This window comes from Aquibium pacificum (assembly GCF_040839445.1).
GTDB classification, from domain to species: Bacteria; Pseudomonadota; Alphaproteobacteria; order Rhizobiales; family Rhizobiaceae; genus Aquibium; species Aquibium pacificus.
The window spans coordinates 247,558-272,670 of sequence record NZ_JBDPGJ010000001.1; the positions used below are offsets into that span (position 1 = coordinate 247,558).

22 protein-coding genes are annotated in these 25,113 nt (G+C 65.3%); 14 read left to right on the forward strand and 8 right to left on the reverse strand.

Translation table 11 applies throughout. From position 1 onward, the window contains the following. Nucleotides 1-31: 31 nt before the first annotated feature. Complete coding sequence (gene paaG, locus ABGN05_RS01250) at nt 32-823, forward strand: 2-(1,2-epoxy-1,2-dihydrophenyl)acetyl-CoA isomerase PaaG (RefSeq protein ID WP_367952174.1); 792 nt, start codon at nt 32-34, stop codon at nt 821-823. Nucleotides 824-862: 39 nt separating this feature from the next. Here the strand turns inward: paaG and ABGN05_RS01255 are convergent, their stop codons facing one another. After that, nucleotides 863-1,315 carry an SRPBCC family protein gene (locus tag ABGN05_RS01255; RefSeq protein ID WP_367952175.1) on the reverse strand — a complete coding sequence of 151 codons (453 nt, stop codon included), beginning with the start codon at nt 1,313-1,315 and terminating at the stop codon, nt 863-865. Between the two features lie 132 nt (nt 1,316-1,447). Between ABGN05_RS01255 and ABGN05_RS01260 the strand changes: the two genes are divergently transcribed. Continuing rightward, on the forward strand, nt 1,448-3,262 hold the full coding sequence (locus ABGN05_RS01260; RefSeq protein WP_367952176.1) for an IlvD/Edd family dehydratase: 1,815 nt from the start codon (nt 1,448-1,450) through the stop codon (nt 3,260-3,262). A 71-nt stretch (nt 3,263-3,333) separates the two neighbouring features. Here ABGN05_RS01260 and ABGN05_RS01265 read toward each other — a convergent pair whose 3' ends face one another. The 5 genes from ABGN05_RS01265 to ABGN05_RS01285 form a co-directional block, all read right to left on the reverse strand. Then, entirely contained in the window at nt 3,334-4,224 is an 891-nt protein-coding gene (locus tag ABGN05_RS01265; protein WP_367952177.1) for a helix-turn-helix domain-containing protein, read from the reverse strand. Between the two features lie 168 nt (nt 4,225-4,392). After that, nucleotides 4,393-4,671: a hypothetical protein gene (locus tag ABGN05_RS01270; protein WP_367952178.1), complete on the reverse strand. Its 279-nt coding sequence runs from the start codon at nt 4,669-4,671 to the stop codon at nt 4,393-4,395. Beyond that, nucleotides 4,656-6,179: a methyl-accepting chemotaxis protein gene (locus tag ABGN05_RS01275; RefSeq protein WP_367952179.1), complete on the reverse strand. Its 1,524-nt coding sequence runs from the start codon at nt 6,177-6,179 to the stop codon at nt 4,656-4,658. Before ABGN05_RS01275 ends, ABGN05_RS01270 begins: the two co-directional genes overlap by 16 nt. A 463-nt stretch (nt 6,180-6,642) precedes the next feature. Next, nucleotides 6,643-8,226, reverse strand: coding sequence for a trimethylamine methyltransferase family protein (locus tag ABGN05_RS01280; RefSeq protein ID WP_367952180.1), 1,584 nt, complete (start codon nt 8,224-8,226; stop codon nt 6,643-6,645). A gap of 164 nt (nt 8,227-8,390) precedes the next feature. Then, the gene (locus ABGN05_RS01285; RefSeq protein ID WP_367952181.1) at nt 8,391-9,884 is read right to left on the reverse strand and encodes an aminotransferase-like domain-containing protein; all 1,494 of its coding nucleotides are present in this window, start codon (nt 9,882-9,884) and stop codon (nt 8,391-8,393) included. Between the two features lie 200 nt (nt 9,885-10,084). Here ABGN05_RS01285 and pgi point away from each other — a divergent pair, with 200 nt between their 5' ends. The 4 genes from pgi to ABGN05_RS01305 all read left to right on the forward strand — a co-directional run bounded on the left by pgi (nt 10,085) and on the right by ABGN05_RS01305 (nt 14,334). Further along, nucleotides 10,085-11,737 carry a glucose-6-phosphate isomerase gene (pgi, locus tag ABGN05_RS01290; RefSeq protein WP_367952182.1) on the forward strand — a complete coding sequence of 551 codons (1,653 nt, stop codon included), beginning with the start codon at nt 10,085-10,087 and terminating at the stop codon, nt 11,735-11,737. After that, complete coding sequence (locus ABGN05_RS01295; RefSeq protein ID WP_367952183.1) at nt 11,734-12,435, forward strand: HAD family hydrolase; 702 nt, start codon at nt 11,734-11,736, stop codon at nt 12,433-12,435. The genes pgi and ABGN05_RS01295 overlap by 4 nt, the downstream gene beginning before the upstream one ends. A 148-nt stretch (nt 12,436-12,583) precedes the next feature. Next, nucleotides 12,584-13,012, forward strand: a complete 429-nt coding sequence (locus tag ABGN05_RS01300; protein WP_367952184.1) for a YciI family protein — start codon at nt 12,584-12,586, stop codon at nt 13,010-13,012. A 62-nt stretch (nt 13,013-13,074) separates the two neighbouring features. Beyond that, the gene (locus ABGN05_RS01305; protein ID WP_367952185.1) at nt 13,075-14,334 is read left to right on the forward strand and encodes an RNA polymerase sigma factor; all 1,260 of its coding nucleotides are present in this window, start codon (nt 13,075-13,077) and stop codon (nt 14,332-14,334) included. Nucleotides 14,335-14,365: 31 nt separating this feature from the next. On the opposite strand, the gene ABGN05_RS01310 is transcribed toward ABGN05_RS01305, so the two are convergent. After that, a complete protein-coding gene (locus ABGN05_RS01310) occupies nt 14,366-16,060 on the reverse strand; it encodes a long-chain fatty acid--CoA ligase (RefSeq protein WP_367952186.1) in 1,695 nt (564 codons plus the stop codon). 179 nt (nt 16,061-16,239) lie between these two features. Then, entirely contained in the window at nt 16,240-16,788 is a 549-nt protein-coding gene (locus tag ABGN05_RS01315) for a DUF924 family protein (protein ID WP_367952187.1), read from the reverse strand. 242 nt (nt 16,789-17,030) lie between these two features. On the opposite strand from ABGN05_RS01315, the gene ABGN05_RS01320 reads away from it, so the two are divergent. The 8 genes from ABGN05_RS01320 (at nt 17,031) to ABGN05_RS01355 (ending at nt 25,112) form a co-directional block, all read left to right on the forward strand. Next, nucleotides 17,031-18,623, forward strand: a complete 1,593-nt coding sequence (locus ABGN05_RS01320) for an ABC transporter substrate-binding protein (protein WP_367952188.1) — start codon at nt 17,031-17,033, stop codon at nt 18,621-18,623. 104 nt (nt 18,624-18,727) lie between these two features. Beyond that, complete coding sequence (locus ABGN05_RS01325) at nt 18,728-19,732, forward strand: ABC transporter permease subunit (protein ID WP_367952189.1); 1,005 nt, start codon at nt 18,728-18,730, stop codon at nt 19,730-19,732. A gap of 8 nt (nt 19,733-19,740) precedes the next feature. Beyond that, nucleotides 19,741-20,658: an ABC transporter permease subunit gene (locus tag ABGN05_RS01330; RefSeq protein ID WP_367952190.1), complete on the forward strand. Its 918-nt coding sequence runs from the start codon at nt 19,741-19,743 to the stop codon at nt 20,656-20,658. A 2-nt stretch (nt 20,659-20,660) separates the two neighbouring features. Continuing rightward, entirely contained in the window at nt 20,661-21,512 is an 852-nt protein-coding gene (locus ABGN05_RS01335; protein ID WP_367952191.1) for an ABC transporter ATP-binding protein, read from the forward strand. Further along, nucleotides 21,509-22,336 carry an ABC transporter ATP-binding protein gene (locus tag ABGN05_RS01340; RefSeq protein ID WP_367952192.1) on the forward strand — a complete coding sequence of 276 codons (828 nt, stop codon included), beginning with the start codon at nt 21,509-21,511 and terminating at the stop codon, nt 22,334-22,336. The genes ABGN05_RS01335 and ABGN05_RS01340 overlap by 4 nt, the downstream gene beginning before the upstream one ends. 7 nt (nt 22,337-22,343) lie before the next feature. After that, the gene (bhcB, locus tag ABGN05_RS01345; RefSeq protein ID WP_367952193.1) at nt 22,344-23,294 is read left to right on the forward strand and encodes a beta-hydroxyaspartate dehydratase BhcB; all 951 of its coding nucleotides are present in this window, start codon (nt 22,344-22,346) and stop codon (nt 23,292-23,294) included. Between the two features lie 412 nt (nt 23,295-23,706). Beyond that, entirely contained in the window at nt 23,707-24,717 is a 1,011-nt protein-coding gene (locus ABGN05_RS01350; RefSeq protein ID WP_367953118.1) for a ligase-associated DNA damage response exonuclease, read from the forward strand. Further along, nucleotides 24,717-25,112, forward strand: a complete 396-nt coding sequence (locus ABGN05_RS01355) for a YkvA family protein (protein ID WP_367952194.1) — start codon at nt 24,717-24,719, stop codon at nt 25,110-25,112. Before ABGN05_RS01350 ends, ABGN05_RS01355 begins: the two co-directional genes overlap by 1 nt. The last annotated feature ends 1 nt before the right edge of the window (nt 25,113 follow it).

Here is a 25,113-nt window from a genome sequence, read left to right on the forward strand (position 1 = left end):
CGGACCGGCCGGCGCAAGGAGGATCAGGCGCATGAGCGAAGAAACAGTACTGCACGAGCGGCGGGACGGCTACAGCATCCTTTCGCTGAACCGCCCCGAACGTCTCAACGCATTTAACGAAATGCAGCATCGGCAGCTGCGCGCGGCCCTCGAGACGTGCGGGCGCGACGACGACTGTCGTGCCATCGTGCTGACCGGTTCCGGCCGCGGCTTCTGCGCCGGGCAGGATCTCTCCGACCGCGATCCGTCGATCAGCGGCGAGAGGCCGGATCTCGGCAAGACGCTGGAGACATACTATAACCCTCTGGTCCGGATGATCCGGGGCATGCCGAAGCCGGTGATCTGCGCGGTCAACGGTGTCGCCGCGGGGGCGGGCGCAAACATCGCTTTCGCCTGCGACATCGTGCTGGCGGCGCGTTCGGCGAAGTTCATCCAGGCCTTCTCCAAGATTGCCCTGGTACCCGATGCCGGCGGGACCTACTGGCTCACGCGGCTTCTCGGCGAGGCGCGCGCCAAGGCGCTGGCGCTGACGGCCCATCCCCTGCCGGCCGAGGATGCAGCCGCATGGGGCCTGATCTGGAAAGCCGTCGACGACGAGAAGCTCATGGAAGAGACGGTCGCGCTGGCGGAGACGTTCGCGGCCGGTCCAACGAATTCCTATGGGCTGACCAAAAGGGCGATCCACGCCGCCTCGACCAATTCGCTCGACGAGCAGCTCGATCTGGAGCGTCAGCTGCAGCGCGAGGCCGGCATGTCGGACGACTACAAGGAAGGCGTCTCGGCGTTCCTCCAGAAGCGGGCACCGAACTACCGCAGGCGGTGAGGCCAACGGCGCTCCACCAGCGCCGGACCTGGTCCCGGTTCAGCTTCCGCTGACGATCTCGTTGAACTTCGAGAAGAACTGCCCGGCCAACTTCTTGGACGTGGATTCGATCAGTCGGCCGCCGAGCTGGGCCATCTTGCCGCCGACGTCCGCCCTGGCCGTGTAAGACAGCAGGGTCTCGTTGGGACCGGCTTCCTTCAGTTCCACGTCCGCGCCGCCCTTGGCGAAACCGGCGACGCCGCCCTTTCCCTCGCCCTGGATCGTGTAGGAATGCGGCGGGTTGAGGTTCATGAGCTGGACTTCGCCGTTGAAGCGCGCCTTGATCGGCCCGACCTTGAGCGATACGACCGCCGTCAGTTCCGTATCCGACTTCTTCTCCAGGGTCTCGCAACCGGGGATGCATTGCCTGAGGATTGCGGGATCGTTCAGGGCGTCCCAGACCTTGCCGATCGGCGCGCTGATCTTTTCCTCGCCCCCGAGATTCATCGCCATGGTGACAGCCTCCGCTCGTGTTCGCGACGGAATTAGCGCACGCGCAGGGGGTTGTCCATCGCGGCGGCGGCCCCTGCGCTTGCCCATGTCACGCCCGTGCACTATCGCTATGGCGCAGGCATGGAGGAAATCATGAGCGATCCGGACGGTTCCAGGAAACAGGGCACCAAGTTGCGCTCGCAGCAATGGTTCGACAATCCGGACGATCCCGGCATGACGGCGCTCTACCTGGAGCGCTACCTCAACTACGGACTGACGCGCGAGGAGTTGCAGTCGGGCAAGCCGATCATCGGCATCGCCCAGACGGGCTCCGACCTGTCTCCCTGCAACCGCCATCATCTCGAACTCGCCAAGCGGGTCCGCGCCGGCATCGAGGCGGCGGGCGGCATCCCGATGGAGTTTCCCGTCCACCCGATCCAGGAGACCGGCAAGCGCCCGACCGCGGCGCTGGACCGCAACCTCGCGTATCTCTCCCTGGTCGAAATCCTGTACGGCTATCCGCTGGACGGCGCCGTCCTCACCATCGGCTGCGACAAGACCACGCCGGCCCTCCTGATGGCGGCGGCCACCGTCAACATTCCTGCGATCGCGCTGTCGGTCGGCCCGATGCTCAACGGCTGGTACCGCGGCGAGCGCACCGGCTCGGGAACCATCGTGTGGAAGGCGCGCGAGTTGCTGGCGGAGGGCCAGATCGACGTCGGCCAGTTCATGGACATGGTCGCTTCCTCGGCCCCGTCGGTCGGCTACTGCAACACCATGGGCACGGCCACCACCATGAACTCGCTCGCCGAGGCGCTGGGAATGCAACTGCCCGGATCGGCGGCCATTCCCGCACCCTACCGCGAGCGCGGACAGATGGCCTATCAGACCGGCAAGCGCATCGTGGAGATGGTGTGGGAGGATCTGAAGCCCTCCGACATCATGACGCGCCAGGCCTTCGAGAACGCCATCGTCGTCAACTCCGCCATCGGCGGATCGACGAACGCACCGATCCATCTCAATGCGATTGCCCGTCATCTCGGCGTGGCGCTCGATAACGACGACTGGCAGCGGGTCGGACACCACGTGCCGCTGCTGGTCAACCTGCAGCCCGCGGGCGAATATCTCGGCGAAGACTATCACCATGCCGGTGGCGTGCCGGCGGTGATCGCCGAACTCATGAAGGCGGGTCTTCTGCCGCATTCCGACGCGAAGACCGTGAACGGCAAATCGCTCGGCGACAATTGCCGCGGAACGGAGAACCTCGATCCGAACGTCATCCGGCCGGTCGCGACGCCGCTGAAGGAACATGCTGGCTTCATCAACCTGAAGGGCAATCTCTTCGATTCGGCCATCATGAAGACCTCCGTGATCTCGAAGGAGTTCCGCGACCGCTACCTCTCCAACCCGGCCGATCCAGAAGCCTTCGAGGGCGTGGCAGCCGTATTCGACGGGCCGGAAGACTACCATGCCCGCATCGAGGACCCCGCGCTCGGCATCGACGAGCATACGATCCTCTTCATGCGGGGCACGGGGCCGATCGGCTATCCCGGCGGAGCGGAGGTCGTGAACATGCAGCCGCCGGCCGCCCTCCTGAAGCAGGGGATCCATGCGCTGCCCTGCATCGGCGACGGGCGGCAGTCCGGAACCTCGGGGTCGCCCTCGATCCTGAACGCCTCGCCGGAGGCTGCCGCGGGCGGTGGCCTTTCCCTGCTGCGTGACGGCGACCGCGTGAGGATCGACCTTAACAAGGGACGCGCCGACATCCTGGTCGACGAGGAGGAACTGGCAAGACGCAGATCCGCGCTTTCGGAGGAGGGGGGATACCGCTTCCCCGCGCACCAGACGCCCTGGCAGGAGATCCAGCGCGGGATGGTGGACCAGCTTTCCGAGGGAATGGTGCTGAAGCCGGCGGTGAAGTATCACCGGATCGCCCAGGAAATGGGCATACCGCGCAACAACCACTGAATGTGCCGCACCCTCTCGCCGGTGGCAATCATCGGCGGGCGGAGCCGCACTTCACAGTGGAGACGGGCGGCTCAGGAGCGCCGGAAATCGGTGGGCGTCGTTCCCGTCGCCTTCTGGAATGCACCGACGAAATGGCTCGCCGTCCTGAAGCCGCTCCCGGCGGCGATCTCGGCGATCGGAAGACGCGTCGTCTTCAGGAGATGTCTGGCCATTTCGATCCTGCGTTGCAGGACATAGGCATAGGGCGGCACCCCGACGCATGCCTTGAATTCCCGTGCGAAATGGAAACGGCTGAGCTTTGCCACGGCAGCCAGCGCATCGAGATTGAGATCCGAGACCAGGTTGGCTTCGATGTAGTCGAGCACGCGATTGCGTTGCGCGTCCGAGAGCCCCGGCCTGGGCGAGTCTTCGGAACGGCCGCCCTTGGCCTGCAGCTGTGCAAGTTCGATGACGGCCAGAAGGCCCAGAGTCTCGGCGTAGACGTCGTCGAGGTCATTCGCCGCGCTTTCCCGCGCCGTCGCGATCGTTCGCAGCTTTTGCAGCGTGGACCGCAGCCGGCGATCGTCGAAGTAGATCATGGGAACGCCGTCGTTCCCATAGAGCCGCTCCGTTTCGGCCGAGATTATCTCGGGATCGAAGTAGAGGGTCGTGAAGCTGTTTTCGCGCGCCCTCGGAACAGCAAAGCCCGTCGCACGGCAATGCCGCGGCATGTAGGTCAGACGGTTCCGCAGATCCCTGCCTTCGATCGGCGCGAGGCCATCGACCTTCATCTCGCCCTCGTCGAGGACCAGGTCGTGCAGCGCCAGGTAGTGGCGTTCACCGCTGACCTCGAAGGAATAAGGCGTGGGATCGGATATGCTCGTATGCTCCACCGAAAAGCCGCGCCAGCTCAATCGCTTCCTGGCCTCGGGCGATGTTCCCGGGGTCTGGAACTTGAGCAGGAGTACCGAGTCGTCTTTCATCCAGGTCCGACTGTTTCCGGCCGCCGGACGGCGCGAATCATCGGTGATGGTTAGCACGCACCGGTTGTCTCGTACACTCGGCGCCAGCTTCCGCAGCGACAGTCTCTCGGCAGGTGTTCGGTATCGAATTACCGGAGCACGGATGCTCAAATCCGTGCTCCGGCGCTCCTATTCCCCACTCGATGCCCCGGCGGAAAGTTTCCGGCACTCGATCAAAAGCGCGTCGAGCATTTCGATCCGCTGCTTCACCTCGGCCAGGCGTTGCCGGTGCAGTTCGCTTCGTTCCGCCTCGGGAAGCAGAACCTGGAGGCCGCTGATGGTCTCCAGTATGTTGCTGACGAACGCTTCCGCCTTGTCGGCAATCTGGTCGAGCCACTCCGCTTCCGAAATCCCTTCGCGGTCCGAAAGCGTTGAAGGCATCTCGCGGCTCTCTAGAATTCCTGCCATCCGTCCGCCTCGTCCACGGGGTCGGCTTTGCGGACGGCGGAGGAGCGGTGCGCGGCGAAGGAGGCAACCTTCGCCTGCTGGATGCGGACATTCCCTTCATGCCGTGGCGGCGTGCGGCGCGGCGCGGCCGGCACGGGCGATCCGTCGCCCAGTTCGAACCTTGCAACCAGGGCGGCCATGCCATCGGCCTCCCTGGCCAGCGAATGGGCCGCGGCGGTCGATTCCTCCACCATGGCGGCGTTCTGCTGTGTCGTCTGGTCCATCTGGCCAACCGCGACGTTGATCTGGGCGATGCCCGTGGCCTGGTTCTCGGCCGATGCCGCCATCTCCCCGACCAACTGGCTGATGCCGCCGAAGGACGATACGATGCGCATCAGCGCCGTGCCCGTGGTGCCGACGAGCGACACGCCGCTTTCGACGTGTTCGGTCGACGTCGAGATCAGCGTCTTGATCTCCTTGGCCGCCTCGGCCGAGCGCTGCGCCAGCGCGCGGACTTCCTGCGCGACCACAGCGAAGCCGCGGCCCGCTTCGCCGGCGCGCGCGGCCTCGACGCCCGCGTTGAGCGCGAGCAGGTTGGTCTGGAATGCGATCTCGTCGATCACGCCGATGATCTGGCTGATCTGCTCGGAGGACTTCTCGATCTGCTCCATCGCGGCGATCGCCTGCTGGACGATCTGGCCGCTCTTCTCAGCCTCGCTCCGGGTGGCGGAAACCGTCGCATTGGCCGTGCGAGCGCCTTCCGCGGTCTTCTTGACCATGTCGGTCAATTCGTTGAGCGCGGCCGCGGTCTCCTCCAGGCTCGCCGCCGTCTGCTCCGTGCGCTTCGACAGGTCGTCGGACGCGCGGGTGATCTCGGAGGTGCCGTCGCGCACGGCGTCGGCGCCGCTTGCAATCGACGACAATGCGCTGCGAAGGGCATCGATGGTCCGGTTGAAGTCGACCCTCAAGGCGTCATACTCGGCGGGGAAACGCTCGGAAATGTCGTGCGTGAGGTTGCCCGCAGCGAGGTTCTTCAGTCCGGCGGCAAGGGCATCCACGACACGCGTCTGTTCCGCGGTACGGGCCGCCCGTTCCTCCTCGTTGCGCCTGCGCTCGAATTCCACTTCGCTGACGTCGGCGGCAAACTTCACCACTTTGAAGGGCTTGCCATCCGGCTTGAGCAGCGGGTTGTACGAGGCCTCGATCCACACTTCCTTGCCGCCTTTGCCAAAGCGCTGGAATTTCTGGGCGATGAACTCGCCGCGGTTCAGGCGCTCCCAGAACTGGCGGTATTCGCCGCTGTTGGCGTAACTGCGGTCCACGAACATGGAGTGATGCTTGCCGACGATTTCCGCCTCCGTGTAGCCCATGGCCGAAAGGAAGTTCTGGTTCGCGGCAATAACAGTTCCGTCGAGATCGAACTCGATGACTGCCTGCGAACGCAAGATCGCGGCGACTTTCGCCTCCAACTCCGCGATGTGGTCCTTGCTGCCCTTGGAACGTCCAAGGCCGCCGAAGAAATTCGCCAATCTATCCCCCTATGGTCGCGCTGGTCCGGTTTTAAAAGAAGCGCTCCCGCGACGTCCGGGAGCCGCCGGCACTGGCCGGACCCCGATGCGAATCGGACTCGTGGATGTCGCCGCCTCTTTGCAACGACCGTAGTCCGGCCTGGTTAACAAAGTTCGTTAAATTGCTGCTATTTCCCCACGGGCAGCAAAAATACATAAATCCGGAAAACGCGGATCGACTTGATGCAACGGCAAAATGGGAATGGAAGGCAATACGGTTCCCGAAAGCTCTTGGATCACACCGACGATCGGCTGAAGAGCATTGATTGCGCCGCGATATCCGGCGACCACCGAGGTACCGCGTGGTGGCCCGGATCGCACGCGATGCAGGGCGGTGGAATTGCAGCAAGCCGAGAGCCAGGCCTGTCGAGCGCCGCGACAGGAGCAAGAAAGCAAAATGGCGGACCCTTGGCCGGCCCGGATTTCAGTAACCCATCGCGCCGCGGGGAAGATGGATGTTCTCGAAGCGGGCACGCAGCCTCTCGTCGACAGCCTTGCCCACATGTCGGGGAAAATGGGTGGACAGGATACGGCGCTTTTCCGTGATGGCGCGCTCCAGGATGTCCGGACGGCCCTTCTCGACCCATTCCTTGGGCGAGAACCGGTCGGCGATGGCGGGGTAGAAATATTCGGTCTGCATGAGTTTCAGTGTCTGGGCGTGGCCGAGATAGTGCCCCGGCCCGTTGAGGCAGACGTCGGTTATGCTGTCGACCGATAGCGCAGCATCGCTGACCTCGATGCCGCGCACGCATCGCAGGCACTGGCCGAGCATGTCGTTGTCGATGATCAGGCTTTCGAGGCAGAACCCCAGCAACGAGGCGTGCATGCCGGCCGACTCGTAGACGAGGTTGAGCCCCGACAGACCCGCCATCACATTGGTGATGCCCTTCTCGTAGCCGGCCTGGATGTCCGGCATCTTGGAGTCCGCCATGCCCGCCGCCGATCCGCCGGGAAGGTCGTAGAACTGCGCCATCTGGGCGCAGGCGGAGGTCAAGAGGGCCTGTTCGCCCGAACCGCCCGACATGGCGCCCGTCCGAAGGTCGGAGACGAAGGGCCAGGTGCCGAAGATCGCCGGGTGTCCCGGTTTCAGCGCGTTTACGTAGACGAGACCGGCCAGGACCTCGGCCACCGCCTGCACGACGGCGCCGGCGATGGCGGCGGGCGCGGTGGCGCCGGCCTGGCCTGCCGACAGAAGCAGGATCGGAATGCCGCCTTCCACGCAGGCTTCGAGCACGCCGCAGGCATCCTCGGCGAATTTCATCGGCGGGACGACGAAGCAGTTGGAGTTGGAGACGAAGGGGCGCGCCCGGAAATTCTCCTCGCCACCGGCGATCGCGTAGAGCATTTCCAGCGCGGGGGCGACGTTCTCGCGCACGGTGAAGGACGTGCCGACATGCTTGGTCGTGCCGGTCACGCAGGCGTAGAGCGTGTTGAAATCCATGTCGAGCGGATCGACCATGTCGCGCGGGACCATCGGCCGCTGGAAGAAGTGAATGTTGTCCATCAGGTCGACGATGCGCGCCGCGTCGTAGATGTCCTGGAGCAGCGATTCGCGATACTCACGCTTCTCGACGTCGACGACGTGAACGGCCGCACCGGCCGTGCCGTAGTGCACCTTCTTTCCCTGCACGAGCATGTCGTGCTTCGGGTCCTGCCCGTAGAGGGTGAACTGCCGGGGCGCGTTGCGGATCGTCTCCAGCACCAGGTTGCGCGGGAAGCGGATGCGCCCGTCCGCGCCGTAGTCGGCGCCGACGCGGGTCAGCGCCTCGATGCAGGAGGGAATGGCGTTGGCGAAGCCGACCGTCTCCAGCACCGTCAGGACCGCTTCGTGGATGCGTTCGAGGTCGTTCCCGGACAGGACGCCGAGACGCCCGCCCTCCATGCCGGCGCGTATCGGCCTCACGTCGTCGGCCAGCGGAGCCGCGCGCATCGCGCGGCGCGCCTCGCGCCCGCCGGAGCGGCGCGCGCGCTGCTCGATCGAACCGCTGTCTTCAGCAAGCACAGGCATTCCGATACTCCCGCAATCCCCGTTCAACCGAGGCCGGAATCTTTCGTTCCGGTGTCATCGGTGCACGTCCAACTATGCTGCGGCGGGCTGCGGCGCGGTTGGGCCACGCACGGCCGGGCTCTGATCCAATTGGGCCAGATCCGGGCCGGCGGACGGCCGGACTGTCAGGCCGCGGCCGGACGCCTGCCCGCGGCGGTGGCGAGTTCGCGGATGCCGGGCTCGATGTGCTGGAGCGCGATCGAGGAGATGCCGAGGCGCATGAAACGGCGCGGCGCGTCGCCCGCGTCGAAGAAGCGTGCGCCGGGCTCGACCAGCACGCTGCGGGCGGCGGCATGCTCGGCAAGCTTGGCGGCGTCGGTGCCCTGTGGCCCTTCCAGCCAGACCGAGGTGCCGCCGGCCGAATCCGCCGCGCGCCATTCGGGAAGGAAGGCGGAGATCGCCTGGACCAATCGTTTGCGCCTCTCGGCGAAGGCATTCGACAGTTTGCGCACCAGGGCGTCGTGGTGGCCAAGCGACAGGAAGAGCGCCACGGCACGCTGGTTGTTGGCCGGCGGATGGCGCAGCATGAAGCGGCGCAACGCCCTCAGTTCGGCGATGAGGTCGGCCGAGGCAACGATGTAGCCGAGTCTCAGGCCTGGCGCGAGGGTCTTCGACATGGAGCCGACATGGATGACGCGGCCGGCGCGGTCGAGGCTCTTCAGGGCCTGCTGCGGCGCGTCGTCGATCAGCTGGCTGTCGTAGCCGTCCTCGATGATGATCTGGTCGTTGCGCGCGGCCTGAGCCAGAAGTTCGCGGCGGCGTTCCTCCGAAAGCGGTACCATAGTCGGGCAGTGGTGGCTGGGCGTGACGAAGACGAAGCCGCTCCCGGCCGGGATATCGCGGGTGACGATGCCGTGCTGGTCGACCCTGACGGGATCGATCTCGGCGCCGGCCAGCCGGAAGATCGAGCGGGCGTCGGGATAGCCGGGATCTTCCATCGCCACGCGCGAGCCCTTCGCCATCAGGAGCATGGCGAGCATGTAGATGGCGTTCTGGGCGCCCAGCGTCACGATGATCTCGTCCGGATTGGCGAAGATGCCGCGGCGCGGCAGCAGCCGGGCCTGGATCTGCTCGATGAGCAGCGGGTCGTCGCGGTCGACCATGTCGGCGGCCCAGTTGCGGATCTCGAGCACCGCCAGCGCCATGCGGTTGCACTCGCGCCACTCGGCCGTCGGGAACAGGCCCGGATCGAACTGTCCGTAGACGAAGGGATAGGAGGACTTGATCCAGTTCTCCATCTTCATCGGCGGCGGCATGTCGCTTGCCGCGATCCGGCGGCGCGCCTTCCAGTTCAGGCCCGGTGCGTTGTTGTCCTGCTTCGGCGCGGGCTTGGAGGGCGAGGTCAGGACGTCGGGATTGACGAAGTGGCCGCGACGCTCGCGCGCAATGAGAAAACCCTGATCCACCAGCTGCTGGAAGGCGAGGACCACGGTGCCGCGCGCGACGCCGAGCTTTTCCGCCAGGATGCGACAGGAGGGCAGGGGCATGGATGCGGCGATCTGCCGGTCCAGGATGGCCGCCACGATCGCCTGCCTGATCTGCGCCTGGAGGGTCTGGCCGGAATCCGGCGAGATGGTGAACAGGCCGGACCAGATGGCTGAATCGCTTCTTGCGGGCATTTTCTCGCTCCCTGAGCACGAACACTAAACATGTGAACGGTCTGCGGCAAGGCTGGTCCAACCGGTTGCGCCACAGATTCTTGTCTCCATGGCAATTGTGCCACGGCGGCGGTCAGCATGGTGTCAGGCGGTCGCGAAGGCAGACTTCTTTTCGGGCGCGGATTGCTCTATCCGTGACGCACCAGCCGAGAGGAACCGCCGTGAACAGGACCGCCTTCTCCCGCGTGCTTGCGGAACTCGACACACATGCCGCACATCTCGCACCGGAGGATCTGCGTTCGGCGTTTGCGACCGATCCGGGCCGTTTCGCACGGTTTTCGCTGAGGCTCGACGACCTGCTTATCGACTGGTCGAAGACCTCGGTCGACGCGCGCGCGATGGATCTCCTCGCCAGGCTTGCCAAGGCGGCGGACGTGGAAGCCCGCCGCGACGCGATGTTTGCAGGCGACCCCATCAACGCCACCGAAGGCCGTGCCGTGCTGCACGTGGCGCTGCGCGCGCCGCGCGGCGCGCGGTTCGAGGTGGACGGCCGTAATGTCATGCAGGACGTGCACGACGTGCTCGACCGCATGGCGGCGTTCGCGCAGGCGGTGCGTTCGGGCGAGGCGAAAGGCGCCACGGGCAAGCCGATCACGGACGTCGTCAACATCGGCATCGGCGGCTCCGATCTCGGGCCGGCCATGGCGACGCTCGCGCTCGCGCCTTACCATGACGGCCCCCGGCTGCACTTCGTATCGAACGTGGACGGCGCGCATATCCACGACGTGCTCGCAAATCTCGATCCGGCGACGACGCTGGTGATCGTGGCTTCCAAGACCTTCACGACCATCGAGACGATGACCAATGCCGCTACGGCGCGCCGGTGGATCGAGGCGGCACTCGGCGGCGATGCGGTCGGCGCGCATTTCGCCGCGGTGTCGACGGCGCTCGACAAGGTCGGCGAATTCGGCATCGCCTCCGAGCGCGTCTTCGGCTTCTGGGACTGGGTCGGCGGGCGCTATTCGCTCTGGTCGGCTATCGGGCTGCCGATCATGCTGGCGGTCGGGGCGGAGCGCTTTCGCGACTTCCTCTCCGGCGCGCATGCCATGGACGAGCATTTCCGCTCTGCGCCGCTCAACGAAAACATCCCGGTCGTGATGGGGCTGGTCGGCTTCTGGCACCGGGTCGTGCGTGGCTATCCGGCACGGGCCGTCATTCCCTACGACCAGCGGCTTGCGCGCCTGCCGGCCTATCTGCAGCAGCTCGACATGGAGTCGAACGGCAAGTCGGTGACGATCGACGGCGGCTCGGTCAGGAGCCCGACCGGGCCGCTGGTCTGGGGCGAGCCGGGCACGAACGGGCAGCACGCCTTCTTCCAGCTGCTGCACCAGGGAAGCGACGTCATTCCGGTCGAATTCATCGCCGCTGCGCTCGGCCACGAGCCGGACCTGCGGCACCAGCACGAGTTGCTGCTCGCCAACTGCCTGGCCCAGTCGGAAGCGCTCATGAAGGGCCGCACGCTCGAGGAAGCGCGCGAGCAGATGCTGGCCAAGGGAACGGACGCCGCCAAGGTGGACGCAACCGCCCCGCACCGCGTCTTCCCCGGCAACCGTCCGTCGATCACCATTCTCCATCGCCAGCTCGACCCATTTTCGCTCGGGCGGCTGATCGCGCTCTACGAGCATCGGGTGTTCGTCGAAGCGCAGCTTTTCGGCATCAACGCGTTCGACCAGTGGGGCGTGGAACTCGGCAAGGAACTTGCGACCGCGCTACTGCCCGTCGTTCAGGGAAGGAAGGATGCCGCCGGCAGCGATGCGTCGACCGCCGGACTGGTCGACCATCTGCGCGGACTGGCGGAGACTGGACGCGCATGACCATCAGGGGCATTCTCTTCGACAAGGACGGCACGCTCGTCGACTTCAACCGGACATGGCACGCCATCGGAGACCGTCTGGCGCTCGAGGCGGCGGGCGGCGATCGCGACAAGGCCGACAATCTGATGGATCTGGCCGGTTTCGACTATTCGACCAACCGGTTCCGGCCGGACTCCGTCTTCGCAGCCGGCACCAATGCCGACATCGTCGCGCTCTGGTATCCCGGCATCGCGCCGAGCCTGCGCAAGGGCCTCGTCGAGCGTTTCGACCGATTCACCGCCAACGAGGGCGCGCTGCGCGCCGTGCCGCTCGATGGTGTTCTCGACGCGCTCGCCGTCCTGCACGGCAAGGGCTACAGGATGGCCGTCGCCACCAACGATTCCACGGCAGGCGCGTCGCAGACGCTGCTGATGCTGGGCATCTCCCATATGTTCGCTGCGGCTTACGGATACGACGCCGTGGCCCGGCCGAAGCCGGCGCCGGATACGGTCCAGGCTTTCTGCGACCTCACCGGCCTGAAGCCGCGAGAGGTCGCGATGGTCGGCGACAACCGCCACGACCTGGAAATGGCGCGCGCCGCCGGAGCGGGGCTGGCGGTGGCGGTGCTTTCGGGCACGGGCACGCGAGAGAGACTGGAACCGATGGCCGACGCCGTGCTGAACTCGGTGGTGGATTTGCCGGCGTATCTTGCCGGGTGACGTTTTCGCGCCCGCTCTCGGCGATGCCGGATGCCGGAGCGGAACCGGGTGCGAAGGATTTTTTCGGAGCCTGTCGATTCCGAGCCTGCCCGCTCGTCGTGGAGACAGGAAGGCCACGGTGGCCTCCCGCGATCCAAGGAGAAGTACGATGCGTGTGATGGTTTTCGTCAAGGCCACGGAAGACAGCGAAGCCGGCCTGATGCCGCCGCGCGAGACCCGCGAAATGCTTGAGGCGATGGGCAAGTTCAACGACGAACTGATCAAGGCCGGCGTTCTTCTGGCCGGCGACGGGCTGAAGCCATCGTCGGAGGGCAAGCGGGTCGCCTTTGACGGGCCGAGCCGGACCGTGATCGACGGGCCCTTCGCCGAGACGCGAGAGCTGGTCGCCGGCTATTGGCTCTGGGAAGTCAAGGACATGGCCGAGGCGGTGGAATGGGTGAAGCGTTGCCCCAACCCTATGTTCGGCCCGAGCGAGATCGAGATCCGTCCGCTCTACGAAGCGGCCGATTTCGGCGAGTTGCTGGAGCCGGAATTTGGCAAGGAGATCGAGAAGATCCGGAAGAACGAGCGCCTCTGAGGCATCTCCCTGCCTGCCTCCATCGGCTTGCCATGCCTCCCGCACCGTCCTAATCGGGAGGCATGTCGTCCGAGGTCCACCAGGCGATCGAGACCGTTTTCAGGATGGAACAGGCCCGCCTCATCGCGGGACTGGCGCGCCTGACGCGCGACGTCGATCTTGCTGAGGAACTTGCGCAGGACGCGCTGGTAAGCGCTCTCGCGGAGTGGCCGAAAGGCGGTGTGCCGCGCAACCCCGGCGCCTGGCTGATGACGGCCGCCAGGCGCAAGGCGATCGACACATTCCGGCGGCGCAGGATGCTCGAGCGCAAGCATGCCGAAATCGGCCGCGATCTTGAGAACGAGATCGACGAGTCGGCCGACGAGATCGAGGCGGCGCTCGACGATGATCTCGGCGACGAACTGCTCGGCCTGATCTTCGCCGCCTGCCATCCGATGCTCGCCCCTGAATCCCGCGCGGCATTGACGCTGCGGCTGATCGGCGGCCTGACGACGGGAGAGATCGCACGTGCGTTCCTTGCCGCGGAGCCGACCATCGCGCAACGCATCGTGCGCGCCAAGAAAGCGCTCGCTGGCGCGGGTCTGACCTTCGCGGTCCCGCGAGGGGCGGAACTGACCGAGCGTCTGCCTTCGGTGCTGGAAGTCATCTACCTGATCTTCAACGAGGGCTACGCCGCGACCGCGGGCGAGGATCTGATCCGGCCGCAACTGTGCTCGGAGGCGCAGCGGCTCGGGCGTATCCTCGCCGCCGCGCTGCCGCAGGAAGCCGAGGTTTCGGGGCTGCTGGCGCTGATGGAGATACAGGCGTCCCGGCTTGCCGCGCGCACGGCGCCCGACGGCACGATGCTCACCCTCCTTCAGCAGGACCGCGGGCGCTGGGACCGGCTCCTGATCCGCCGCGGCCTGGAAGCGCTCGACCGTGCCGAGCGGCTCGGCGGGGGACGCCAACCCTACACGCTCCAGGCCGCGCTCGCCGCCTGCCACGCGCGTGCGAAAAGCATCGAAGACACGGACTGGGCAAGGATCGCTTCGCTCTATGACATCCTGCGCGACGTGGTTCCGTCGCCGGTGGTCGAACTCAACCGGGCGGTCGCCCACAGCATGGCGTTCGGCCCCGAGACGGGCCTCGCGCTGCTCGACGCGATTTCGCCGACCGGCGTGCTGCGCAACTATGCGCCGCTGCCCGCGGCGCGCGGCGATTTCCTCTATCGCGCCGGTCGTCTCGCCGAGGCACGCCCGGAATTCGAGCACGCCGCGACGCTGACCCGCAACGAGCGGGAGAGGGATTTCCTGCTCGGCAGGGCGGCGGAATGCGGCGGCTGACGACTGACCGCGCTTGCTTCCAATATCCCGCTCAGCCCCTCAACTCCCGCCTGAGAATCTTTCCGACGTTGGTCTTCGGCAGTTCCGTGCGGAACTCGATCTGCTTGGGGCGCTTGTAGCCGGTCAGCTTGTCCTTGCACCAGGTTCGGATATCGTCGGCGGTCAGCGCCGGGTCCTTCTTGACGATGAAGACCTTCGGGACCTCGCCCGAATGCTCGTCCGGCACGCCGACGGCCGCGACCTCCAGCACGCCGGGATGGCCGGCGATGACGTCCTCGATCTCGTTGGGATAGACGTTGAAGCCGGAGACCAGGATCATGTCCTTCTTGCGGTCCACGATCTTGACGAAACCGTCCGCGTCCATGAAGCCCATGTCGCCGGACTTGAAGAAGCCGTCCGGCGTCATGACCTTGGCGGTCTCGTCGGGACGGTTCCAGTAGCCGGCCATCACCTGCGGTCCGCGGATACAGATCTCGCCGACCTCGCCGGTCGGCAGGTCGTTGCCGTCCTCGTCTCGGATGACGATCTCGGTCGAGGGGATCGGCAGGCCGATCGTGCCCGAGAATTCGTTCGCGTCGAAGCGGTTGCCGGTGGCAACGGGCGAGGTCTCGGACAGGCCGTAGCCCTCGGCGATCACCAGCCCCGTCAGTTTCTTCCAGCGATCCGCCACCGGACGCTGCACGGCCATGCCGCCACCGAAGGTCAGGACCATGGGCGAGAAATCGAGCTTCTGGAAATCCTCGTTGTTCAGGAGGGCGTTGAAGAGCGTGTTCAGGCCCGGGAAGATGTTGATCCTGTACTTCTGGAACTCCTTGACCAGCGCGGGGATGTCGCGGGGGTTGGGCACCAGGATGTTTTGCGCGCCCTGTTCCATGCCCATCAGCGCGTTCACGGTGAGCGCGTAGATATGGTAGAGCGGCAGGGCGCAGAGATAGACCGGCCGGTCCGGCCGCGGCTTCTTTGCATATGCCGCCTCGATCCACAGCGCGTTTTGGGCGACGTTGGCGAGAACGTTGCGATGCAGCAGGGTCGCGCCCTTCGAGACTCCGGTCGTGCCGCCGGTGTATTGCAGGAACGCAACGTCGTCGGGACCGACCGCGACGGCCTTCAGGCTCGCGGCGGCACCGGCCTTCATCGCGTCGTTGAACCTGACATGGCCGGGCAGGGACCAGGCCGGCACCATCTTCTTGACGCGGCGGACGACGAGATTGACGATCAGCCCCTTGAGGCCAAGCATGTCGCCCATCGAGGCGACGATCACATGCTTGACCTTGGTGCGGGCGACGACCGCCTGCAGGACGGACGCGAAATTTTCGAGAATCACGATCGCCTCGGCGCCGGAATCGTTGAGTTGGTGCTCGAGTTCGCGGGCCGTATAGAGCGGATTGACGTTGACCACGGTATAGCCAGCGCGCAGCGTGCCCATCATCGCGACCGGATACTGCAGCACGTTCGGCATCATCAGCGCGACGCGGGCACCCTTGGCGAGGCCCTTGGACTGAAGGAAGGCACCGAAGCCGGAGGAGGCCTTCTCGACCTCGGAATAGGTCAGCGACTTGTCCATGCAGGTGAAGGCGGGGCGATCGGGATACTTCCGGCAGGACTGGACCAGAAGCTCGCCGATCGAATTCGCCGGGAGCCCGGCTATGTCGGCGGGAATACCCTGCGGATAGCTTTTCAGCCAAGGGCGATGGACGACCTGAGCCGCCCCGTTGTTCGTGGCCATTCCTTGCCTCCCGAGCCGTTGCAGGCGACGGCGCCAGTCACGACCTGGCCCTTCGCCCATCCTCCACCGATCCACTGCCGGCGTAGCTGACCGTATCTAGGAGCAATGCCGAAGAGCGCGCAAGCGTTGCCCCAACGTAAGCGTATCCCTTTTCCCGCATGGCGAACCGCCGCGTGCCGCTATTGGCCGAACCCTTCGTGGTTAGAGAGGAATTTCAGCTCTTCCGACGTGCTGTCGCGATCGAGAATGCGGTTGCGGTGGGGAAAGCGGCCGTAGGTCGCGATGATGTCGCGATGTTCGATCGCGTATTTCAGGCTGTTCTCGTTCCCGAGATCATGGAACAGCTTCACACAGAGTTCCTGGTCCGACAGGACCTCGGAGTGCATCAGCGGCATGTAGAGGAACTGCTTCTCGTCCGGCGTGAGATCAGAATCGTATCCCCGCGAGATGGCGCCCTGGGTGATCGCGATCGCGACGGGGTCTCCCAGGAACGCGTCGGGGGTTCCGCGGAAGACCTGGCGGGGAAACTGATCGAGAACGATGACCGCTGCAAGCGCCGTGCGGGGATCGCCGAGGTGATCGTCAGCCCGGCTCGACAGCAACGTCCGGCAGAGCGGGAGGAAGCGGGACCGAATCTCCGCGTCGAATTCCTTGCTGCCGGCGAACCAGTCGGCCGGCCCGTGTTCTACGAACCAGAATGTCAGGATTTCGTCAGGGGCCAATTCCATGGAGCGATCCGATCTCGTTCTTCGTCCGTTCGATCCAGTTAGGATAGGGAAGCCGGAATTGCAAAGCGGGCAGCACTTTGTGGCAAAGGATGGATGCGGCCCGGAAATGCTCTGTCCGTCCGGCGACCTTCCGTGGCGACAGCGCTTCGGGGAGTTTTCTTGGCGATCAAACGGTGCTTATATGCCGCCTTCCAAGGGCCGGGACACAACGGTTCCGGACGACAGAACTGGGAGTATCATTGATGAAAAGGTTTAGTTTCGCGGCCGCTCTGCTGGCCGCGACGGTGTTGAGCGGTGCCGCGAGCGCCAAGACGCTGGTCTACTGCTCTGAGGGATCGCCCGAGGGCTTCGATCCCGCGCTCTACACGGCCGGCACCACCTTCGACGCTTCTTCGCGCCCGGTCTACAACCGCCTCGTCGAATTCACCCCCGGCACGACACAGATCGAGCCCGGCCTGGCCGAAAGCTGGGAAGTCTCCGACGACGGGCTGGAGTACACATTCAAACTGCGTCCCGGGGTGAAGTTCCAGTCGACGGACTTCTTCACGCCGTCGCGGGACATGAACGCCGATGACGTCCTGTACTCTTTCGAACGTCAGTTGAAGGCCGACAATCCCTGGAACCAGTACGTGGCCGGCGCCGCATGGGAATACTTCAACGGCATGGGCATGCCCGATCTGATCAAGTCGATCGAGAAGGTCGACGACATGACGGTGAAGTTCACCCTGAATAAGCCGGAAGCGCCGTTCCTGGCCAATCTCGGCATGGACTTCGCCTCCATCATGTCGAAGGAATATGCCGACAAGCTGGAAGCCGACGGCAAGATGGATCAGCTGAACCAGATGCCCCTCGGCACCGGTCCGTTTGAGTTCGTGAACTACCAGCAGGACGCGGTGATCCGCTATCGCGCCAATGAGGATTACTGGAAGGGCAAGGAAGCGATCGACGATCTCGTCTTCGCCATCACGACCGACGCGGCGGTACGCCTGCAGAAGCTGCAAGCCGGCGAGTGCCACATCTTCCCGTATCCGAACGCCGCGGACGTGGAGTCCATGAAGTCCAATGCGGACCTGACGGTGATGGAGCAGGAAGGCTTGAACGTCGCCTACCTCGCCTACAACACCACCCAGGCGCCCTTTGACAAGACCGAGGTGCGCAAGGCGCTGAACATGGCGATCAACAAGCAGGCCATCGTCGACGCCGTGTTCCAGGGCGCGGCCACGCCGGCCAAGAACCCGATCCCGCCGACGATGTGGTCCTACAACGATGCCATCCAGGACGATCCGTACGATCCGGAAGCGGCCAAGAAGATGCTTGAGGAAGCCGGCGTCACGGACCTCAAGATGAAGGTATGGGCCATGCCGGTGGCGCGCCCGTACATGCTCAACGCGCGCCGCGCGGCCGAACTCATCCAGTCCGACCTCGCGGCGGTCGGCGTCGAAGCCGAGATCGTTTCCTACGAATGGGCGGAGTATCTCTCGCGCTCGAAGGAAAAGGACCGCGACGGCGCCGTGATGCTCGGCTGGACCGGCGACAACGGCGATCCGGACAACTTCCTCCACACCCTGCTCGGCTGCGACGCGGTCGGCGGCAACAACCGCGCGCAGTGGTGCAACGAGGAGTTCGACGGCTTGGTGAACAAGGCCAAGACCACCACCGACAAGGACGAGCGCACGAAGCTCTACGAGCAGGCGCAGGAGGTCTTCAAGCGCGAGGCGCCGTGGGCAACGATCGACCACAGCCTGGTCGTGATGCCGATGCGCAAGGAAGTGCAGGGCTACGTCATGAGCCCTCTCGGCCAGCACAGCTTCTCCGGCGTCGACCTCGCCGAATAAGGTGCACTAGAACGGGCTGGCGGGGGCGATCGCGGTGCGAGCGCCCCCGCTGCTTTTGTGCTACTCAGCCGGGTGTCGCTGATCTCCGGCAACAAGGGTATCAGATGCTCAGGTTCCTCCTCGGCCGGCTGGCCGTGCTGATCCCGACCTTCATCGGGGTCTCGATCATCGCATTCTCGTTCATCCGGCTGCTTCCCGGCGACCCCGTCATGCTGATGTCGGGCGAGCGGGTGATGTCGCAGGACCGCTACGAGCAGATCTCCCGCGAACTCGGATACGACCGGCCGCTGGTCGTGCAGTATCTCGACTATCTCGGCGGTATCCTGAGCGGCGATTTCGGCACGTCGATCGTCACCAAGCAGCCGGTGCTCTACCAGTTCGGCGAGCTCTTTCCGGCGACGCTGGAACTGTCGCTGTGCGCCATCATCTTCGCCGTGCTGATCGGCATTCCGGCCGGCGTCTTCGCGGCGATCAAACGGGGGTCGTTCTTCGACCAGACGATCATGGGAACCGCGCTCGTGGGATATTCCATGCCGATCTTCTGGTGGGGGCTGCTGCTCATCATCCTGTTTTCGGGCATCCTGCAATGGACGCCGGTTTCGGGCCGGATATCACTGCTCTACTACTTCCCGCAGACCACCGGTTTCATGCTGATCGATTCGCTTTTGTCGGGGCAGGCGGGAGCCTTCCGCTCGGCCGCGAGCCACCTGATCCTGCCCACGATCGTGCTCGGCACGATCCCGCTCGCCGTGATCGCGCGCCAGACGCGCTCGGCCATGCTGGAGGTGCTGGGCGAGGACTATGTGCGCACGGCCCGCGCCAAAGGCATGCCGCCGTTCCGCGTCATCGCCGTCCATTCGCTGCGCAACGCCATGATCCCCGTCGTCACCACGATCGGATTGCAGGTCGGCGTGATGCTCGCCGGCGCGATCCTCACGGAGACGATCTTCTCGTGGCCCGGCATCGGCAAGTGGATGGTGGATTCGGTGTTCCGGCGCGATTATCCGGTCATCCAGGGCGGGCTTCTGCTGATCGCGGCCATCATCATGCTGGTCAATCTCATGGTCGACATCCTGTACGGCCTCATCAACCCGCGCATCAGGCACTGAGGTCGGAAATGGCTGAGGCGACAACCACGGCAATGGACCAGGCCAAGGCGGGCGCTGCCTCGCGGCGGCAGATGCTGACGGAATTCTGGTTCTATTTTTCGGAGAACAAGGGCGCCGTCATCGGCCTCGTCGTGTTCGTGTTTCTCGTCGTTCTGGCGTTGCTGGCACACGTGATCGCGCCGCATGATCCGAACGCCCAGTTCCGCGACGCGGTCCTGGTTCCGCCCTTCTGGCAGGACGGCGGACGAGCCGCGTTCCTTCTCGGAACCGACCAGGTCGGCCGCGACATGCTCTCGAGGCTGCTTTTCGGCGCGCAGTACTCGCTGTTCATCGGCGTGGTCGTGACGACGTTGGCGCTCACCGGCGGCATCTTCGTTGGCGTGATCGCCGGTTATTTCCGCGGCTGGGTGGACACGGTCATCATGCGGCTGATGGACATCATCCTGGCCTTCCCGTCGCTCCTCCTGGCGCTGGTGCTGGTCGCGGTGCTCGGCCCCGGGCTGATGAACGCCATGATCGCCATTGCGCTCGTGCTGCAGCCGCATTTCGTGCGCCTGACCCGCGCGGCCGTCATGACGGAGAAGGGCAAGGACTACGTGGTTGCGGCGCGCGTTGCCGGAGCGAAGCCGCTCAGGCTGATGTTCAGGACCATCCTGCCGAACTGCATGGCGCCGCTGATCGTGCAGGCGACGCTGTCGTTTTCGACCGCGATCCTCGACGCCGCCGCGCTCGGCTTCCTCGGCATGGGCGCGCAGCCGCCGACGCCCGAATGGGGGACCATGCTTGCCGAGGCGCGCGAGTTCATCCTGCGCGCCTGGTGGGTGGTTACGCTGCCCGGCATTGCCATCCTCGTAACCGTGCTGGCAATCAACCTGATGGGCGACGGATTGCGGGACGCGCTGGACCCGAAGCTGAAGAGGAGCTGACGATGCCCCTTTTGACCATCGAGAACCTCGTCGTCGAATTCGCCACCGCGACCGGGCCGTTCCGGGCGGTCGACGGCATTTCGCTCACCGTCGACGAACGCGAGGTGCTGGCGATCGTCGGCGAGTCCGGGTCGGGCAAGTCGGTCTCGATGCTGGCCGTCATGGGGCTTCTGCCCTGGACGGCCAAGGTCACCGCCGACCGGATGGAGTTCGAGGGGCTCGACATCCTGAACATGAGCGAGGCGGACCGCCGCAAGCTGATCGGCAAGGACGTCGCCATGATCTTCCAGGAGCCGATGTCGAGCCTGAACCCGTGCTTCACGGTCGGCTTCCAGATCGAGGAGGTGCTGCGCTTCCATCTCGGGCTCGACCGCAAGGCGCGGCGCCGGCGCGCGGTCGAACTGCTGCGCGACGTCGGCATCCCGGATCCGGAACAGCGGCTTTCGTCGTTCCCGCACCAGATGTCGGGCGGCCAGTGCCAGCGCGTCATGATCGCCATGGCGCTCGCCTGCAATCCCAAGCTCCTTATCGCCGACGAGCCGACCACGGCGCTGGACGTGACGATCCAGAAGCAGATCCTCGACCTTCTCATGTCGCTGCAGACCGAACACGGAATGGGGCTGATCATGATCACCCACAACATGGGCGTGGTCGCCGAGACGGCTGATCGGGTCATCGTCCAGTACAAGGGGCGCAAGATGGAGGAGGCCGACGTGCTGTCGCTGTTCGAGAACCCGAAGAGCAACTACACCAAGGCGCTGCTTTCGGCGCTGCCGGAGCGCGCCACCGGTGACCGGCTGCCGACCATCGCGAGCTTCATGGATGGCTTCGAGCCGGCGGGAGACGTCCGATGAGCGAGATCGTCGTTGAAGGCCGCAACATCGTCCGCGACTATCGCATCGGCGGTGGGCTGTTTGCCAAGGAGCGGGTGGTGCACGCGGTGAAGGGCGTCTCGTTCAAGGTCGAGAAGGGCAAGACCCTGGCAATCGTCGGCGAATCCGGGTGCGGAAAATCGACGCTGGCGCGCATCATCACGATGATCGACGCCCAGACGGCCGGCGAACTCCTCATCGATGGCGCGCCGGTCGACATCCGCACGCAGTCGATGACGCCGGAAATGCGCCGCAAGGTGCAGATCGTGTTCCAGAACCCCTACGGGTCGCTCAATCCTCGCCAGAAGATCGGCGACGTGCTTGGCGAGCCGCTGCTCGTCAACACCGGCATCCCCGCCGCCGAGCGGCGCGACCGCGCCATGCAGATGCTCTTGAAGGTCGGGCTCGCCCCGGAACACTTCAACCGCTATCCGCACATGTTTTCGGGCGGCCAGAGGCAGCGCATCGCGATCGCGCGGGCGCTGATGCTCAATCCGCGCCTGCTCGTGCTCGACGAGCCCGTCTCGGCGCTCGACCTTTCGGTGCAGGCGCAGGTCTTGAACCTCCTTGCCGACCTGCAGGACGAGTTCAAACTCACCTACGTCTTCATCAGCCACGACCTGTCGGTCGTGAAATACATCGCCGACGACGTGATGGTCATGTATTTCGGCGAGGCGGTGGAATACGGCTCCCGCGACGCGGTGTTCGCCGATCCGAAGCACGACTATACGAGGACGCTGTTCGCGGCGACGCCGCGCGCAGATGTCGAAAGCATACGGCAGCGGCTGGCGAAGAAGGCGGCCTGAACCCACGATGTTGATCCCGACCTTCGACGACGTTCTCGCCGCGCATGAACGCGTGCGCCCGCACGTGCACCGCACGCCGGTCCTGACGAACGGCCATCTCGACGGGCTTTCGAGCGCCAGCCTGTTCTTCAAGTGCGAGAATTTCCAGAAGGTCGGCGCGTTCAAGGCGCGCGGCGCCTGCAACGCGGTCTTCAGCCTGACGGACGAGGAGGCGAAGCGCGGCGTCGCGACCCATTCCTCCGGCAACCACGGCCAGGCCATCGCCTATGCCGCCGCGCGCCGCGGCATCGCGGCGACGATCGTCATGCCGGAAACGGCGGCCAGGCCGAAGTTCGACGGCGTTCGCGGCTATGGCGGCGAGGTCGTCACCTGCGCGCCTGGGACGAAGGCGCGGGAGGAGACGGTCGCCGGCGTGCTCGAGCGGACCGGCGCGGCCTTCCTCCATCCGTTCGACGACGCCCGGGTGATTGCCGGGCAGGGGACCGCGGCGCTGGAACTCCTGCAGGATGCGGGTCCCCTCGACGCGATCGTCGCCCCGGTCGGTGGCGGCGGGCTGATCAGCGGAACGTGCCTGGCGGCTTCGGGCCTCTCCCCCGCGACAAAAGTCTTCGCCGCCGAACCGGAACAGGCCGACGATGCCTATCGCTCAAAGCGCGCGGGTCATATCGTCGAGGACGACGCGCCGCAGACGGTTGCCGATGGGCTTAAGGCCTCGCTGAAGCCGCTGACGTTCCATTTCGTGTCCCAGCATGTCGAGGCCGTCCTTCCGGTAAGCGAGCAGGAAATCGTCGATGCGATGCGCCTCGTCTGGGAGCGCATGAAGATCGTCATCGAGCCGTCGAGCGCGGTGGCGGTAGCGGCGGTGCTGAAGAACCGGGAACTGTTCGCCGGGCAAAGGGTGGGGGTCATCCTCACGGGCGGCAACGTCGATCTCGACCGGCTGCCCTGGGCTGGGTGACGAGGTTGCCTCAGCGCTGCCCGTATTCCGAAGTGGATGACATGAATGGGCCAAGCGCCCTCGTGGTTCGACAGGCTCACCATGAGGGCTACTGAGAGTCCGCTGACTTGCACGGTCATTTCGGCGTCCTCGGTGTGTCGAACAGGCGGGGAGCCAACCGGCAACGCTCCGGTGAATTCGTCGCATCACCGACGTCCCTCATGGTGAGTTTGTCGAACCACGCACCAAGATGAAGAGCCTTGCGCGCGCCGGTGCACCGGAACCTGGCGCCTCAAACCCCAAACCCCTCATACTGAGCCTGTCGAACGCGAATCGCGAGCCTATCGAAGGGCGGATCAGGCGGTTGCGTCCTGCACCAGTTCCAGATGCGCCGGCATCTTCTCCCGTGCGGCGAAAACACTATCTTGGCGGCATGCGTCCCTCCGACCTGCTGCAGCCCAGACCCGAAGGCCTCTACTGTCCGCCCGGCGACTTCTTCATCGATCCGGTGAAGCCGGTCGACAAGGCGCTGATCACGCATGGCCATTCCGACCACGCGCGCGCGGGGCATGGCGCGGTGCTTGCGACGCGCGAGACGCTGGACATCATGGCGATCCGCTGCGGCGAGAGTTTTGCCGGTTCCACACAGGCCGCCGCCCTCGGCGAGGAGATCGCGATCAACGGCGTATCCGTCACGTTCTACCCGGCCGGGCATGTGCTGGGTTCGGCGCAGATACGGGTGGCGCATAGCGGGCAGAGTATCGTCGCCTCTGGCGACTACAAGCGACGGGCCGACCCGACCTGTCGCGGCTTCGAGCCGGTGTCGTGCGACGTCTTCATCACAGAGGCCACGTTCGGCCTTCCGGTCTTCCGCCATCCGGATGATCGCGAGGAGATCGCGACGCTGCTGAAATCGGTGGCGCAGTTTCCGGAGCGCACGCACCTCGTCGGGGCCTATTCGCTCGGCAAGGCGCAGCGCGTCATCCGGCTCCTGCGCGACGCCGGCTATTCCGAGCCGATTTTCATTCATGGCGCGTTGCAGCGGCTCTGCGACTACTATGCCACGCAGGGGATCGATCTCGGCGTTCTGGAGCCCGCGACCGTCGACAAGGGCGGTAAGACGGACTTCGCCGGCAGGATCGTGGTTGGGCCGCCATCGGCGTTTTCCGACCGCTGGGGGCGGCGCTTCGTAGATCCGGTGTCGGCCTTCGCCTCGGGCTGGATGCGCATCCGCCAGCGGGCGAAGCAGCGCGGGGTGGAACTGCCGCTGATCCTCTCCGACCACGCCGACTGGGACGAACTGGTCGCCACCATCTCCGAGACCGGGGCAGGGGAGGTCTGGGTCACGCATGGCCGCGAGGAGGCGATCGTGCGCTGGTGCCAGATCAACGGCATCGCCGCCCGCCCGCTGCACCTCGTCGGCTACGAGGACGAGGGGGATTGATGTCCGGGGTCTTTTCGCGGCTGAAAAGATGGGCGCGTGAGATCGAGCGGGACGTGGTCGCGCTGTGGATTGCGGCGCGCGATAGCCGCACGCCTTTCGGCGCCAAAGTAGTCGCGGCTATCGTTGCGGCCTACGCGCTGAGTCCCATCGATCTCATTCCGGACTTCATACCCATCCTAGGGTATCTCGACGACCTTTTCCTGATTCCCCTGGGCATGATCCTGGCGGTCAGGCTCATTCCGAATGAGCTTGTGGCGGAGTTCCGGCGCGAAGCCTCGCAGCGATTGGAGCGCCCGCGCAGCGCAGCCGGCGCTGCTATCGTAATTGTTCTATGGATCGCCATAGCCGCAATCCTGGCATGGCTGCTTTGGCCCGATCGGGCGATCTGGAGCTGAC

Coding starts and splice junctions, on each gene's coding strand:
- paaG (WP_367952174.1), top strand. CDS start 32: ATGAGCGAAGAAACAGTACTGCACGAGCGGCGGGACGGCTACAGCATC.
- ABGN05_RS01255 (WP_367952175.1), bottom strand. CDS start 1,315: ATGGCGATGAATCTCGGGGGCGAGGAAAAGATCAGCGCGCCGATCGGC.
- ABGN05_RS01260 (WP_367952176.1), top strand. CDS start 1,448: ATGAGCGATCCGGACGGTTCCAGGAAACAGGGCACCAAGTTGCGCTCG.
- ABGN05_RS01265 (WP_367952177.1), bottom strand. CDS start 4,224: ATGAAAGACGACTCGGTACTCCTGCTCAAGTTCCAGACCCCGGGAACA.
- ABGN05_RS01270 (WP_367952178.1), bottom strand. CDS start 4,671: ATGGCAGGAATTCTAGAGAGCCGCGAGATGCCTTCAACGCTTTCGGAC.
- ABGN05_RS01280 (WP_367952180.1), bottom strand. CDS start 8,226: ATGCCTGTGCTTGCTGAAGACAGCGGTTCGATCGAGCAGCGCGCGCGC.
- ABGN05_RS01285 (WP_367952181.1), bottom strand. CDS start 9,884: ATGCCCGCAAGAAGCGATTCAGCCATCTGGTCCGGCCTGTTCACCATC.
- ABGN05_RS01295 (WP_367952183.1), top strand. CDS start 11,734: ATGACCATCAGGGGCATTCTCTTCGACAAGGACGGCACGCTCGTCGAC.
- ABGN05_RS01300 (WP_367952184.1), top strand. CDS start 12,584: ATGCGTGTGATGGTTTTCGTCAAGGCCACGGAAGACAGCGAAGCCGGC.
- ABGN05_RS01305 (WP_367952185.1), top strand. CDS start 13,075: ATGTCGTCCGAGGTCCACCAGGCGATCGAGACCGTTTTCAGGATGGAA.
- ABGN05_RS01310 (WP_367952186.1), bottom strand. CDS start 16,060: ATGGCCACGAACAACGGGGCGGCTCAGGTCGTCCATCGCCCTTGGCTG.
- ABGN05_RS01315 (WP_367952187.1), bottom strand. CDS start 16,788: ATGGAATTGGCCCCTGACGAAATCCTGACATTCTGGTTCGTAGAACAC.
- ABGN05_RS01320 (WP_367952188.1), top strand. CDS start 17,031: ATGAAAAGGTTTAGTTTCGCGGCCGCTCTGCTGGCCGCGACGGTGTTG.
- ABGN05_RS01325 (WP_367952189.1), top strand. CDS start 18,728: ATGCTCAGGTTCCTCCTCGGCCGGCTGGCCGTGCTGATCCCGACCTTC.
- ABGN05_RS01330 (WP_367952190.1), top strand. CDS start 19,741: ATGGCTGAGGCGACAACCACGGCAATGGACCAGGCCAAGGCGGGCGCT.
- ABGN05_RS01335 (WP_367952191.1), top strand. CDS start 20,661: ATGCCCCTTTTGACCATCGAGAACCTCGTCGTCGAATTCGCCACCGCG.
- ABGN05_RS01340 (WP_367952192.1), top strand. CDS start 21,509: ATGAGCGAGATCGTCGTTGAAGGCCGCAACATCGTCCGCGACTATCGC.
- bhcB (WP_367952193.1), top strand. CDS start 22,344: ATGTTGATCCCGACCTTCGACGACGTTCTCGCCGCGCATGAACGCGTG.
- ABGN05_RS01350 (WP_367953118.1), top strand. CDS start 23,707: ATGCGTCCCTCCGACCTGCTGCAGCCCAGACCCGAAGGCCTCTACTGT.
- ABGN05_RS01355 (WP_367952194.1), top strand. CDS start 24,717: ATGTCCGGGGTCTTTTCGCGGCTGAAAAGATGGGCGCGTGAGATCGAG.